The sequence below is a fragment of the Neisseria sp. HMSC073G10 genome, assembly GCF_001812605.1.
In the GTDB taxonomy this organism is placed as follows: domain Bacteria; phylum Pseudomonadota; class Gammaproteobacteria; order Burkholderiales; family Neisseriaceae; genus Neisseria; species Neisseria subflava_A.
Genome location: NZ_KV809503.1, coordinates 60,112 through 74,281, shown reverse-complemented (window position 1 = coordinate 74,281; position 14,170 = coordinate 60,112). Strand labels below are relative to the sequence as shown.

Here is a 14,170-nt window from a genome sequence, read left to right as displayed (position 1 = left end):
ATCCTTCAGGCCGTCTGAAAAAGCGGCCTGAAACTTTTTGCAAAGAAAACCATGTCCCAAGAAATCCTCGACCAAGTGCGCCGCCGCCGCACGTTTGCCATCATCTCCCACCCCGACGCGGGTAAAACCACGCTGACTGAAAAACTCTTGCTGTTTTCAGGTGCGATTCAGAGCGCGGGTACGGTAAAAGGCAAGAAAACCGGCAAATTCGCCACCTCAGACTGGATGGACATCGAGAAGCAGCGCGGCATTTCCGTGGCCTCGTCTGTAATGCAGTTCGACTACAAAGACCATACTGTCAACCTCTTGGACACGCCGGGACACCAAGACTTCTCCGAAGATACCTACCGCGTATTGACCGCCGTCGACAGCGCCTTGATGGTCATCGACGCGGCAAAAGGCGTGGAAGCGCAAACCATCAAACTCTTGAACGTCTGCCGCCTACGTAATACGCCGATTGTAACGTTCATGAACAAATACGACCGCGAAGTGCGCGATTCGCTGGAACTCTTGGACGAAGTAGAAAACATCCTGCAAATCCGCTGCGCGCCCGTTACTTGGCCGATCGGCATGGGCAAGAACTTCAAAGGCGTGTACCACATCCTGAACGATGAAATCTATCTCTTCGACGCCGGCGGCGAACGTCTGCCACACGAGTTCGACATCATCAAAGGCATCGACAATCCCGAATTGGAACAACGCTTTCCATTGGAAATCCAGCAGTTGCGCGACGAAATCGAATTGGTACAGGCGGCTTCCAACGAGTTTAATCTCGACGAATTCCTCGCCGGCGAACTCACGCCCGTGTTCTTCGGCTCGGCGATTAACAACTTCGGTATTCAGGAAATCCTCAATTCATTGATTGAATGGGCGCCTGCGCCGAAACCGCGCGACGCGACCGTACGCATGGTCGAACCGGACGAGCCGAAGTTCTCCGGATTTATCTTCAAAATCCAAGCCAATATGGACCCGAAACACCGCGACCGCATCGCCTTCTTGCGCGTCTGCTCCGGCAAATTCGAGCGCGGCATGAAAATGAAACACCTGCGCATCAACCGCGAAATCGCCGCCTCCAGCGTGGTAACCTTCATGTCGCACGACCGTGAGCTGGTGGAAGAAGCCTACGCCGGCGACATCATCGGTATCCCGAACCACGGCAACATCCAAATCGGTGACAGCTTCTCCGAAGGCGAACAACTGGCGTTCACCGGCATCCCATTCTTCGCGCCGGAACTGTTCCGCAGTGTGCGTATCAAAAACCCGCTGAAAATCAAGCAACTGCAAAAAGGTTTGCAACAGCTTGGCGAAGAAGGCGCGGTACAGGTTTTCAAACCGATGAGCGGCGCGGATTTGATTTTGGGCGCGGTCGGCGTATTGCAGTTTGAAGTCGTTACCTCGCGCCTCGCCAATGAATACGGCGTAGAAGCCGTGTTCGACAGCGCATCCATCTGGTCGGCGCGCTGGGTATCGTGCGAAGACAAGAAAAAGCTGGCAGAATTTGAAAAAGCCAATGCAGGCAATTTGTCGATAGACGCAGGCGGCAACCTCGCCTACCTCGCGCCTAACCGTGTCAACCTGAATCTGACACAAGAACGCTGGCCGGACATCGTGTTCCACGAAACACGCGAGCATTCGGTTAAACTGTAAAACGCAAAGGCCGTCTGAAACATTCAGACGGCCTTTTTTTCATTCGATATCAACCCAATAAATCCCAAGCAAACTTCCCAATGGTCAGGCACAGCAGCAACATAAATCCGTAACGCAGCTCAAATATTGTCTTATTTTAGCTTTTAGTACCTCACCAAACATTTTCGGAATAAATGTTTACTTTAACCTTAGGTCAAAGTTTATAATTTGTGCTCCTTCAGTTATCACATAGGCGAAAAACATGAAAAAACTTATGACTTTTATCACACTTAGCGCTGTTGCAATTTCAAATTATGCCCAAGCTAATGAACAATCGCATCAAGCACACATGAATATGCCAATGTCGACAGATTCTGCAATGCAACAAGAATTAATGCAAGGTATGAATCAAATGAATCAAGACATGATGGCAGCTGCGCAATATAAAGATCCTGATGTTGCTTTTGCAGCAGGTATGTTGCCACACCATATTGGCGCAGTAAAAATGGCGGAAGTTGAATTAAAATACGGAAAGGATCCTGAGATGCGTAAGCTTGCTGAGGATATTATTAACGCACAACAAGCGGAAATTGAACAAATGCAAAAATGGCTTAAAGCACACAACAAAAAAAGCTCCGTAAAATGATCTGACCCCAAAAGTTAGACTGATTTAGTTCAAGGACTGAGTTCTGTAATTCACAGAGCTCAGTCCTTTTAGTTTCCCCTGAATGCGCTCATGGTTGTAATAATGAATGTACTCATGAATCGTTTTTTCCAGTTGTTAGAACGTCTCAAATCATTTACCGTAATAACATTCCATTTTTAATCGTCCAATTGATGACCTTTGCCGAAGCGTTGGCCGCTAAAAAATCATAGCCGTAAAAGCGGACGAACACAAAAGCCAGCAGGCTGCCCGTCCCCGGCCCGAACACGCCGTCGTAAAACCCGATTAATGCGCCGAAAAACAAGCCCCATAAGGTTTCACGGCGCGTCAGCTTTTCAGTGCGCGCCGTCTGCCCCAAGTCTTTTTTCAAAAAAGTGTACAGGCACATGGCAATCATGGTGACCAACATTGCCGGTTTCATGTATTGCACAGGAAAATACACCACCGTTTTCGCGCCCAAATATGAAGCGGCAAATGCCAACGCCGCGGCAGGCAGCAGCATTTTCCACGGCACGGGGATTCGGCGCAGATATTGCCCCGTCGCGGTCAACGTGCCGCAGCAGGAAGCAAATTTATTGACACCCATCACCGAGGCCACAGGCATGGTATTTGGCAATAGGTTGAACAATCCGGGAATCTGCAACAGCCCGCCGCCGCCAACCGCCGCATCCATCAGCCCTGCGGCAAAGCCGACCAACACCAGATAATAAAAAAACGAATCTGCAAACATAATGTCCATCTCTAAAAAGCAAAGCGATTTTGCGCGTGTTTACCTGTTCTGACAACCTACAAGGCCGTCTGAAAAACAAGGAACGATATTCTGTTTTCAGACGGCCTTTCTTTTTAAATTCAGCCACTCAAATTGCAGCTTAAAAACTTTTCCATTAAAATGCCGCCCCTTATCTTTCCTACACACAACACATTTTATGGAACATTCCACTCCAACCAAACGCACAGCCCACGATCGAATGGACATCTTCGCGCATTTCATTTTCGCCAGCCGCTGGCTGCAACTGCCGATTTATATAGGCTTGATTATCGCCCAAGTCATTTATGCCTGTAAGTTCCTCAAATCCTTGTGGCACTTGGTATCCAATTTCAGCATCATGGATGAAAACACCATCATGATCGCCGTATTGAACCTGATTGATGTCGTGATGATTGCCAACCTGCTGACCATGGTCATTGTCGGCGGCTACGAGACCTTCGTTTCCCGCCTCCGAGTTGACGAGCATCCCGACCAGCCCGAATGGCTCAGCCATGTCAATGCTTCGGTTTTGAAGGTTAAGCTATCGATGTCCATCATCAGCATTTCCTCCATCCATCTGCTGCAAACCTTCCTCAACGCCGCCAATCTGTCGGAAAAACAAATCATGTGGCAATGTATTACCCACATCTGTTTCCTGATTTCCGCGCTTGCCATGGCTTTAACGGACAAAATCGTGTACAGCACGACGCATAAAGCGCATTGATAAAAAGCAATCAAAAGGCCGTCTGAAATGTTTCAGACGGCCTTTTATTATTTGGCAATGTTTACAGCTTATTGCTTACGCTTGTCCCACCAAGCAAACAAGTTACCCAAAACCGTTCCCGATACGGAGTGCCAAACGCAGGCAACGGCGGCGGCAACGGCAGACTCGGCATTACCGGGGAAGAATTTGGCGCTCAAACCAGTCGCAAGTCCGGCGTTTTGTACGCCGACTTCGATGGCAAGGGTGCGTTTTTTAGCGGTGTTCATGCCGGTCAGCGCGCCACTGTAATAGCCGAGGATGTAGCCACCGATGTTGTGGGCAGCGATGGCAAGTACCATCACGAAGGCGGATTCGGCGAAACGGTGACCGTGAACGGCAGCAACGCCGCCGACGATGCAAGCAAACGCGACAACGGCAACGGCAGGCATAATCGCTCGCACGTCTTCAAACCAATATTTTTGATGCAGTAATATATTGGCGGCAGAGCCGATAACAACGGGCAACAGGGTAACGAGCAACATAAATTTGAACATGCCCCAGCCGTCCATTTCGACGGTTTGACCGACCAAATAAGTCATCCACAGCGGCGTCATCACAGGAGCGAGGACGGTGGAAACCGTGGTCATGCCGACCGAAAAGGCGACATCGCCTTTAGCCAAAAAACTCATGATATTGGACGAAACGCCGCCCGGGCAGGTGCCGACCAAAACCAAACCCAGCGTCAATCCGGGCGAGAGGTCAAAGGCTCTGGCAATACCGATAGCGAGCAGGGGCATAATCGTGTATTGGGCGATTGCGCCGATAAAAATATCGAGCGGACGTTGTGCCAGAATTTGATAATCTTCTTTACCCAAAGTCATGCCCATGCCGAGCATGATGATGCCGAGTACGACGACTTGCGTATCGCCTTTTACCCACGAAAAAGTGGCAGGTTCGATAAAGGCGATAATGGAGGCAAGGACGATAATCAAGGCGGTGAAGCGGGTCATTTGCCGACTGATAGCGGTCAGAAAGTTCATGTTTTTACTCCTTTGTATGTTTTTATCATGACAATAATTACCATAATTTAACACATGTTAACCCTTATGCGCAATTACAGTAACGAAACAGGAAATCCATCATCCAATAATGTTTAAAAACAAACCACACTGACTCCACCCAATATCAACACAAAGGCCGTCTGAAACTTTTCAGACGGCCTTGTTTTATCCGTTCGTTATCGATTTATTCGATATTTTGAACCTGTTCGCGCATTTGTTCGATTAAGACTTTCAGTTCAACCGAAGCTTGCGTGCATTCGGCAGCGATGGCCTTACTGCCCAAAGTGTTGGCTTCACGGTTCAACTCTTGCATCAAGAAATCCAAACGTTTGCCTGCGCTGCCCTTGCCTTCGGTAACGATGCGACGCACTTCGGCGATATGGGTGCGCAAACGGCTGAATTCCTCATCCACATCGGATTTTTGGATGAATAAAGCAAATTCCTGTTGCAAACGGTCGTTGTCGATATTGCCGACGGCTTCTGCCAAACGGGCTTTGACTTTGTCCATATGCGCCTGCAGCAGGCTTGGGAACAGTTCGTTCAAAGCATCCACAATCTCTTCCATGCCGTCCAGACGTTGCAGCAGGTGTTCGCCCAGTTTTTTGCCTTCGCGTTTGCGGGCGGCTGTAAACTCTTTCAACGCGCCGGTCAATAAATCTTTGACACCTTTCGCCAAGGCCTCGGAGTCTTCGCTCTGGCCTGCCAAAACGCCGGGAAAACGCAAAACATCGGCCACGCTCAATTTGGCAAAATCATGTTCCTTGCGCCAAGTTTTGTTCAAATGCGCCAGTTGGGCAACCAAATCCTGATTGACTTCCAAAGTCTGGCCGCCCAAAGCCGCATCTTGCAGCTGAACACGGCATTCCAGTTTACCGCGCGCCACAGCCGAGGCAATCTGTTCGCGCAATGCGCCTTCCAAATAGCGCAACTCTTCCGGCATACGGAATTGGACATCCAAATAACGATGGTTGACCGCGCGGATTTCCAAATTAATCCGTTTGCCTCCGCATTCGCCTGCGGCATTGGCAAAGCCGGTCATGCTGTGGATTTGAATAGTTCGTCTTGTAGCCATGGTTTTACTCCGTTTCCAAATACGAGTGAAAGTATGGACACTATAACACACCCGACCGACGATTTTCAGACGGCCTTTGATGCCAAATTCCTCTATAATTCAAGGCAACCTATTTTTCATTCCGCCCCAAAGGATCATCATGAGCGACTACACCCGCACCGGCCGCACCGCCGACAGCCTGCGCGACATCAAAATTACCCCCAATTTCCTCCCCCACGCTGACGGCTCCTGCCTTATCGAGTGTGGCAACACCAAAGTGATTTGCACCGCCTCCATCGACGAAAATGTCCCACCGTTCCTGCGCGGTAAAGAACAAGGCTGGGTGACGGCCGAATACGGCATGTTGCCTGCTTCCACCGCCTCCCGTATGCGCCGCGAGGCCGCCGCGGGCAAACAGTCCGGTCGCACACAAGAAATCCAACGCCTGATCGGCCGCTCGCTGCGTGCCGTCGTCGATATGGAAAAACTCGGCGAACGCCAAATCCTGATTGACTGCGACGTCATCCAAGCCGACGGCGGCACGCGTACCGCCTCCATTACCGGTGCCTACGTTGCCCTGCAAATCGCCGTGGACAAACTCCTTTCAGACGGCCTTATCAGCGAAAATCCGATCCGTGAAGCCGTTGCCGCCGTTTCTGCCGGTGTGGTGGGTGGTGTACCGCTTTTAGACTTGGACTATCCCGAAGATTCAGGATGTGACAGCGACGTTAACATCATCATGACCGCATCCGGCAAAATCATCGAAATCCAAGGCACAGCCGAAGGCGCACCGTTTAGCATCGAAGAATTGGGCAAGCTGATTGCCTTGGCGCATAAAGGCATTGCCGAATTGGTTCAACACCAGCAGGCCGCCCTTTTGGCCCGATAATCAGCAAGGCCGTCTGAAAACTTTCAGACGGCCTTTTTTAACCAAACCCCTTTATGCGTATTTACTCAAAAAAGCGCGTCCCATCCTTGAATTTCATGTAAAAAATAGTAATAATAACCCTTTTTCCAGCAAACCAAGCTGCCCGACAACCCCCACAAGAAAGCACGAAACATGGCGTTAATCGTACATAAATACGGCGGCACATCAGTAGGCTCGCCCGAACGCATCAAAAACGTAGCCAAACGTGTCGCCAAAGCCCGCGCCGAAGGACACGACATCGTAGTCGTCGTATCCGCCATGAGCGGCGAAACCAACCGACTGGTCGCACTGGCGCACGAAATGCAAGAACATCCCGATCCGCGCGAACTTGACGTCGTTCTCGCTACCGGCGAACAAGTAACCATCGGCCTGCTGGCCATGGCCCTGAAAGACATCGGTGTTGACGCCAAGAGCTACACCGGCTGGCAAGTCGCCCTCCAAACTGACACTTCCCACACCAAAGCCCGCATCGAAAACATCGACGGCGAAAAAATGCGTGCCGATTTGGCCGCCGGTAAAGTCGTTATCGTAGCCGGCTTCCAAGGCATCAGCAGCGAAGGCAATATCTCAACCCTAGGCCGCGGCGGTTCGGATACCTCCGCCGTTGCCATCGCCGCAGCCCTCAAAGCCGACGAATGCCAAATTTACACCGACGTGGACGGCGTTTACACCACCGACCCGCGCGTCGTACCCGAAGCGCGCCGCATGGACACGATCACTTTTGAAGAAATGATCGAACTGGCCAGCCTCGGTTCAAAAATCTTACAAATCCGCTCCGTAGAATTCGCCGGAAAATACAAAGTGCGCCTGCGCGTACTCAGCAGCCTGCAAGATGGCGGCAACGGCACCCTGATTACCTTTGAAGAGGACGACAACATGGAAAGAGCAGCCGTAACTGGTATCGCATTCGACAAAAACCAAGCACGCATCAACGTACGCGGCGTACCTGACAAACCCGGCGTTGCCTACCAAATCCTCGGCGCAGTTGCCGATGCCAACATCGAAGTCGACATGATCATCCAAAATGTCGGCAGTGAAGGCACAACCGACTTCTCCTTCACCGTTCCACGCGGCGACTACAAACAAACCATTGAACTGCTGCAACAACGCCAAGACAGCATCGGCGCCGCTTACATCGACGGCGACGACACCGTATGCAAAGTCTCCGCAGTCGGCTTGGGCATGCGTTCACACGTCGGCGTAGCTGCCAAAATCTTCCGCACCCTCGCAGAAGAAGGCATCAACATCCAAATGATTTCAACTTCCGAAATCAAAGTATCCGTCCTGATTGACGAAAAATACATGGAACTGGCCACCCGCGTTCTGCATAAAGCATTCGACTTAGGCAACTAATTCCAGCCAATCAAAAGGCCGTCTGAAACTTTATTGTTTCAGACGGCCTTTTTTATTAAAACCTTGCTGTTTCAAAACTCAATCCTTTCCTTCTCTCGAAAAATGCTCAATCTCAAATCCGCTCTGACGATAAGCTCGGAAACGGTCTCGGGCTTCGGCCAAATCTTCTAAGCTGTTGCCCACAATTTCAAGGATACGGTTTGGAATGGCCGGGGCTTGGCTCCAAAAATCGGCAGACAGGTTTAAAACCGTGCAATCCTGCGGAATATTCGGCAATGCATTTCCAAACGCAAGCAATACCGGCGTTTCAGACGGCATGGGGTCGGTAGGCAGCCAAACTTCATGCGGAATAAAGCTTTCGGGAATCTGCTGCCATAAATCAACGTCTAGTTGCTGCATGGCCGCAACAGAATCCGACCACACCAAAATCTGCCCGCCATCGCGTATGGCGCGCGCAATCAGGCGGCAGGCAAAGGCGGCCGGCTGGGCAACGTGTGTATAAAAAGTGGCTTTAGGCATGGCGTATTCTTTCGTTTGAGCAATGGATTAGCCGGTTTCAGACGGCCTTTTTGGTTTTCAATAATCTCAAGGCATTGCCCAACACCAGCAGCGAGCTGAAACTCATGCCGAGCGCGGCGATCCACGGGGTAACGTAACCAAACACGGCCAGCGGAACGGCAACCAGATTGTATGCGCTCGCCCAAGTCAGGTTTTGGCGGATGATTTGATGGGTGCGGCGTGCCTGTTTCATCATCACGGGCAAAACGTTCAAATCATCATTGAGCAAAACCACATCCGCACCATCTCGCGCCACATCAGCACTCGTGGCCACGGCAGCCGACACATCGGCTTGGGCAAGGACGGGGGCATCGTTGATCCCGTCGCCGATCATCATGACTTTACGTCCTTGTTTTTGCAGATTTTCTACATAAGCCAGCTTGTCTTCCGGCGTGGCTTCGGCACGATAGGCATCCAAACCCAGCTCTTGCGCAACTTGGGCTACGGCAGCTTGACGGTCGCCGCTTAAAAGGTGCAGACGGATACCGTGCTGTTTCAGGTTTTGCAACATTTCAGCGGCGCCGTCTTTGATTTGGTCTTCCAGTAAAAAGGCCGTCTGAAAACCGCTTTGATTGCCCAAGAAAATAATGCCGCCTGTGTGGTCGATATGGGCAAATGCTTCAGGCAGATTGCCGGCAATTTCCGAAACAAACGCCGCTTTACCCAAAGCCCAAACTTGGGTTTCGCCATCCAATTCGATTTGCGCGCTGACGCCGTGTCCGATACGGTTGACCCGTTGCCGCACTTTCACATCAAGCGCGGATACAGGGCCGTCTGAAAGCGTATGGTTCAAAATGGCACGGGCGATGGGGTGTTCGGATTGCTGTTCCAATGCTTGGGCGATAGCAAGGGCTTGGACTTCGTTCAGACGGCCTGCGGACAACATACGGCTGACGGAAAGCTGCCCTTTGGTCAACGTACCGGTTTTATCGAACACGACATCGTCAATTTGAGCAAGCGTTTCCAAGCTTTGTTTGCCACTGATGAGAATGCCGTCTTTGGCAAGCGCACCGGTAGAAGCAGCCAGTGCGGTCGGAGTGGCAAGCGATAAGGCACACGGACAGGTAATGACCAGCAGGGCAACGGTAATCCACAGAGCAGTGTGCGCATCGGCATACCACGCCCAGCCGATAAAAACGGGAATAGCAAGCAAGAGCTCGCCAAACACAAAACTGGACGCGTATTTTTCGGCCAATTCGGCGGCACGCGGTTTTTGCGCCAGCGCACGGTCGAGCAGTTTGACGATATGGGACAGGCGCGTGTTGCCGCCGGTATGGTCGGTGCGGATGATTAAAGGGCTGCTGGTGTTAAGCGTGCCGGCGGTTACTTTTTCAGACGGCCTTTTGACAATCGGCAAACTTTCGCCGGTCAACATGGCTTCGTTAACTTCGCTTTCGCCGGACAAAACCGTACCGTCCACCGGAATGACTTCGCCAGGCTTCACAACAATCGTATCGCCGATATTGAGGCGGACGACTGCGGCTTCCTCGATGACTTCGCTTTCCGGATAAGACGGCAAACGGTGGCAGAATGCCGGAACCAGTTTGACCAACCGCTCCGCCGCATCGCCTGCTTTGCGTCGGGCAATCTGTTCCATAAAACGCCCGCCCAACAGGAAAAACAGCAGCATGGCGATAGATTCAAAATACATGCCCTGCCCTGCGTTGGTAGCCAAGCTGTAAATACCGGCGATAAAGGTCATCACAATGGCAATGGCAATTGGCGTATCCATGCCGACACGGCGGTTTTTCCAGTCGCGCCAGGCGCCGCGGTAAAACGGCAACGCGCTGTAAAACACAACGGGCAACACCATCAAAAAGCCGCCCCAATGCAGGATTTCCAAATAAAGCGGCTCGATGTCGCCACCGTAAAAATAAGTCGGCAGGGCAAACATCATCGTCTGCATCATACCCAGACCGGCCACGGCCAATCTGACGATAAACTGTTTGCGTTCCTTCTGCGCCTGCACTTCGATTTTTTGCGCATCATAAGGCGCGGCGGTATAACCAGTTTGGCGGATTTTCAGCAAAATGTCCGACAATTCAATGTGGGCGCTGTCCCACACCACTCGGCAGCGGTGGGTACTGTAATTCAAATCCACGCGCACTACGCCCTTCATACGCAACAACTGCTGTTCAATCAGCCACACACACGCGGCGCAGGTAATGCCGCCCAGCATCAACACCGCCTCGCGCTCATCCCCAACGCCAACCTCGACAAAATCAGCCTGCACTTCGGGCAAATCATATAGTTTTAATTGCGACAACACTTCCGGTGGCGGCAATTCGGATTTTTCCGCGTCTGCGGTACGCTGTTTATAATAATTGCCCAAACCTGCATCGATAATACTCTGCGCCACTGCTTGGCAACCGGCGCAACAGGTTTCGTGTTCTTCGTCTTCAAAACGAACCGTCAAATGCAGATGATCCGGGACTTCAAGTCCGCAATGAAAGCAGTTTTTTTGGGGATGTGTGGAAGATGTCATAATGTGTTCGATTTATTTTTCAGACGGCCTGAAACAATCGTTTCAGGGTGTTACATTTTAGCAAAAAGCGTTTTTCCGCCTCATTTCATTTACTTTTGAATCAATAGACTGTCGAATTTTATAAAAAACATGGAAAACAAAGTATTGACCGTTTATCAAATGATGAACGGTAATATATAAATACCGTTTATCTTTAAAAACTTCCGATTATTTTAATGTAAAAATGGAACTTTTTTAAAAATCCTAATACATTTTTTATTGACCTCAATCCATTTAAGCAGCATACTTTAGGCATTCCGCAAAGACGGAAATAAAAAACACACATTTACTTATAAAACTAACTTATTGGGAAACCTCACCATGATTGATCGCCTTATGCCTATCTTCGCCGTTATCGGCATTTTGTCCAGCACCGTATACCTGAGCCTCGCCGCTTGGATGCTTTACGAAAGCGTGTTCAAAAAGAAAAGCCCTCTGTCGGCATAATCCTCGGATTTAAAATTTTACGGTAAGGCCGTCTGAACATTCAGACGGCCTTGTTTCATTCCATACTATCAAGCACTTGGCTGTACGGCCAATTCAATCATCGCTTCGCGCAAACCGTCCAAGCCCAAACTTTCGGCAACAGAAACATTCACGCCGACGGCATGCCCGGAGTTGTCGCGCAAAATGCCTGCTTCACGCATACCTGACGGCAGCAAATCGATTTTGTTGTACACCACCAATTGCGGAATTTCATGCGCGCCGATTTCTTCCAAGACTTCGTTGACATCGTCCATCTGCCGTTCAAAATCGGTATTGGACGCATCAACAACGTGCAGTAGCACATCCGCCATCGCCGTCTCTTCCAAAGTAGCGGAAAACGCCGACACCAGCTTGTGCGGCAAATCGCGGACGAAGCCGACGGTATCGGTCAAAATCACGCTCGCCTCGTGCGACAGAAAAAGCCGACGCGCAGTGGTATCCAAAGTGGCAAACAATTGGTCTTTCGCCAATACGTCCGCTTTGGTCAGGCGGTTGAACAGGCTGGATTTTCCGGCATTGGTATAGCCGACAATGGCAAAGGTTTTCAGACGGCCGCTCATGCGCGATTTGCGGCGCGTGGCGCGTTGTTTGCGGACATCGGCAAGCTGTTTTTTCAATGCCGTGATTTTTTGTCCGATTAAACGGCGGTCGGTTTCCAACTGGGTTTCGCCCGGCCCTTTCAAGCCGATACCGCCCTTCTGACTTTGCAGGTGTCCATAACCGCGTACCAGCCGTCCGCTCAAATGGTTCAACTGAGCCAGCTCCACCTGCAACTTACCTTCCTGCGATTGGGCGCGTTTGGCAAAAATCGCCAAAATCAAACCCACTCTGTCGAGGACGCGGCATTGAAGCTCTTTCTCCAGATTACGCTCTTGTGTCGGCGTGAGTTCGTGGTTAAACACGACCAGCCCGACATCATGCTGCTTGACCACTGCCGCCAATTCTTCCGCCTTACCCGTACCGACAAACAAAGCCGGATGCGGTTTGTCGCGGCGTGAAGTTTCGATAGAAACCAAATCGCCTCCGGCCGCGCTCACCAATTCTGCCGCTTCGGTCAAGGCCGTCTGAAAGCCGCGCTCGCGCGTTTCATTTGCGCCAGAATAGTCCGCCGTCAGCATTACGCCGACCAAGAGGACGCGTTCGGGCTGCTCCAAAGATTTATCGACGGAAAACAGATTGCGCTTGCTCAAAAAATTTCCTTTCAGACGGCCTTATGGCTGGGTCAAAGTGCTAATTAACGGTTTTTCAAAATATCGGCAAAATATTCGGTCACTTCTGCCAAACGTCCGCCTTGCGCGGCATAAGGCTGCATTACGGCCACCAGCTGCTCCAACACTTCGCGCGTTTCGGTTTGCGCGTGTTCGCGGTAGAGCCACATATTTTGCATGGTCACCGTGGTCAATGCCTCGCGTACATTAAGCAAGAGCAAGTGGCGGCAAGATTCATAGCCTTGGCGCAAATCGCCGGCCGCATAGGCGGTAACCGACAATTCATAGTCGATGTCCAACTGATAAACATTGCTTTGGACAAAAAGAATATCGTCGTTCGGGAAAGGAATGCGTTTCGCCATCAGGCCAATCGCATGGGAAATGCGGTATTTTCCTTCCTGACGCAGCATGGTTTGCGCGAGGTAGAGACACTCGGCACGGTGCGGGTTGTAATCGTAGCCTGCCAACCAAGTCGCCAAGGCTTCATCGCGTTTGCCCATTAATTTATAGCACTCGCCCAGCTGTTGGTAAGAAACCGTTACTTCCTCGATCCAACCGCCCAACTCGATGCGTTTTTTAAACCATTCGCTCGCACGCTCGGGCATATCAGAATCCCAATAAGAGCGTGCCGCATAAAAGGCGTAACGCGGTTTCAGGTCTTCATCTTCAGGGCTGTAAAACGCTTTTTCCAAAGAAACCGCGTCAAGCAGATATTTATTCGCCATATTGCTGCGTGCGCCGAAACGGCCGCTGAGAACCGTATAGTCACCATGAAGCGTGGCTTCGCTGGTATCTTGTTTGTCGGTTTCGATAAACTCGTGCAACACGCCGCGCCAGTAGAATGTACCGTCATTGCGCAACAACAGCGGACGATAATAAACCACGCTGCCCATGGCATTTCTCATGCGGAGGCGGTAACGGTCGGCGGTCAGCTCGGGCAATTCCAATTTACCTTCAAAGCGGTCGTCCGCATCAAAAATCAACACGTAATCGGTTTTGTCTTTTGCGTGTTTCAACGCTTGATTGCGGTTGTATGCAAAATTTTGCCAACCATCATGATGAATCTCGCCTGCGATGCCCTTTGCATCGAAAAAGCGGCGGATCACGCCGGCGGTATCATCGGTCGAGCCGGTGTCGCTGATGACATAGTAGTCAAGTTTGATGTGGTCGGTGATGTTGGCCAGTGTTTCTTCGATGATTGCCGCTTCGTTTTTAACAATCATATTCAAGCAGATGGTTTGGGACATTTTCAATAGCCGC

12 protein-coding genes and 2 pseudogenes are annotated in these 14,170 nt (G+C 50.9%); 6 read left to right on the top strand and 8 right to left on the bottom strand.

Translation table 11 applies throughout. The features are described from left to right. Positions 1-51 precede the first annotated feature (51 nt). Positions 52-1,647, top strand: a complete 1,596-nt coding sequence (locus tag HMPREF2865_RS02865) for a peptide chain release factor 3 (protein WP_070645472.1) — start codon at positions 52-54, stop codon at positions 1,645-1,647. A gap of 241 nt (positions 1,648-1,888) precedes the next feature. Beyond that, positions 1,889-2,272 (top strand): CopM family metallochaperone, encoded by a 384-nt coding sequence (locus HMPREF2865_RS02860; protein ID WP_070504502.1) that lies wholly within the window; start codon positions 1,889-1,891, stop codon positions 2,270-2,272. 24 nt (positions 2,273-2,296) lie between these two features. On the opposite strand, the pseudogene HMPREF2865_RS11505 reads toward HMPREF2865_RS02860, so the two are convergent. Together HMPREF2865_RS11505 and HMPREF2865_RS02855 are read right to left on the bottom strand one after the other, a co-directional pair. Next, a pseudogene (locus HMPREF2865_RS11505) lies at positions 2,297-2,458 on the bottom strand (IS3 family transposase); the annotation flags it as partial. A gap of 1 nt (position 2,459) precedes the next feature. Beyond that, positions 2,460-3,020 (bottom strand): annotated as a pseudogene (locus HMPREF2865_RS02855) (TSUP family transporter); the annotation flags it as partial. 196 nt (positions 3,021-3,216) lie between these two features. On the opposite strand from HMPREF2865_RS02855, the gene HMPREF2865_RS02850 reads away from it, so the two are divergent. After that, positions 3,217-3,762: a TIGR00645 family protein gene (locus HMPREF2865_RS02850; RefSeq protein WP_070504505.1), complete on the top strand. Its 546-nt coding sequence runs from the start codon at positions 3,217-3,219 to the stop codon at positions 3,760-3,762. A 68-nt stretch (positions 3,763-3,830) separates the two neighbouring features. On the opposite strand, the gene HMPREF2865_RS02845 is transcribed toward HMPREF2865_RS02850, so the two are convergent. Together HMPREF2865_RS02845 and HMPREF2865_RS02840 are read right to left on the bottom strand one after the other, a co-directional pair. Further along, positions 3,831-4,781, bottom strand: coding sequence for a bile acid:sodium symporter family protein (locus tag HMPREF2865_RS02845; RefSeq protein ID WP_070504508.1), 951 nt, complete (start codon positions 4,779-4,781; stop codon positions 3,831-3,833). Positions 4,782-4,986: 205 nt separating this feature from the next. After that, positions 4,987-5,874: a YicC/YloC family endoribonuclease gene (locus tag HMPREF2865_RS02840; protein ID WP_249967608.1), complete on the bottom strand. Its 888-nt coding sequence runs from the start codon at positions 5,872-5,874 to the stop codon at positions 4,987-4,989. A gap of 139 nt (positions 5,875-6,013) precedes the next feature. Here HMPREF2865_RS02840 and rph point away from each other — a divergent pair, with 139 nt between their 5' ends. Beyond that, complete coding sequence (gene rph / locus HMPREF2865_RS02835) at positions 6,014-6,742, top strand: ribonuclease PH (RefSeq protein ID WP_070504511.1); 729 nt, start codon at positions 6,014-6,016, stop codon at positions 6,740-6,742. Between the two features lie 171 nt (positions 6,743-6,913). After that, positions 6,914-8,134, top strand: a complete 1,221-nt coding sequence (locus HMPREF2865_RS02830; protein ID WP_070645470.1) for an aspartate kinase — start codon at positions 6,914-6,916, stop codon at positions 8,132-8,134. A 78-nt stretch (positions 8,135-8,212) separates the two neighbouring features. On the opposite strand, the gene HMPREF2865_RS02825 is transcribed toward HMPREF2865_RS02830, so the two are convergent. Together HMPREF2865_RS02825 and HMPREF2865_RS02820 are read right to left on the bottom strand one after the other, a co-directional pair. Next, positions 8,213-8,653: a DNA polymerase III subunit chi gene (locus tag HMPREF2865_RS02825; RefSeq protein WP_070645468.1), complete on the bottom strand. Its 441-nt coding sequence runs from the start codon at positions 8,651-8,653 to the stop codon at positions 8,213-8,215. Between the two features lie 37 nt (positions 8,654-8,690). Further along, positions 8,691-11,177 carry a heavy metal translocating P-type ATPase gene (locus HMPREF2865_RS02820; RefSeq protein ID WP_070645466.1) on the bottom strand — a complete coding sequence of 829 codons (2,487 nt, stop codon included), beginning with the start codon at positions 11,175-11,177 and terminating at the stop codon, positions 8,691-8,693. Between the two features lie 360 nt (positions 11,178-11,537). Between HMPREF2865_RS02820 and HMPREF2865_RS12320 the strand changes: the two genes are divergently transcribed. Then, on the top strand, positions 11,538-11,663 hold the full coding sequence (locus tag HMPREF2865_RS12320) for a hypothetical protein (protein ID WP_003678791.1): 126 nt from the start codon (positions 11,538-11,540) through the stop codon (positions 11,661-11,663). Positions 11,664-11,731: 68 nt separating this feature from the next. On the opposite strand, the gene hflX is transcribed toward HMPREF2865_RS12320, so the two are convergent. Then, positions 11,732-12,892 (bottom strand): GTPase HflX, encoded by a 1,161-nt coding sequence (gene hflX, locus HMPREF2865_RS02815; RefSeq protein WP_070461337.1) that lies wholly within the window; start codon positions 12,890-12,892, stop codon positions 11,732-11,734. A gap of 44 nt (positions 12,893-12,936) precedes the next feature. Continuing rightward, a complete protein-coding gene (locus HMPREF2865_RS02810) occupies positions 12,937-14,157 on the bottom strand; it encodes a glycosyltransferase (protein WP_283120626.1) in 1,221 nt (406 codons plus the stop codon). Positions 14,158-14,170: the final 13 nt, after the last annotated feature.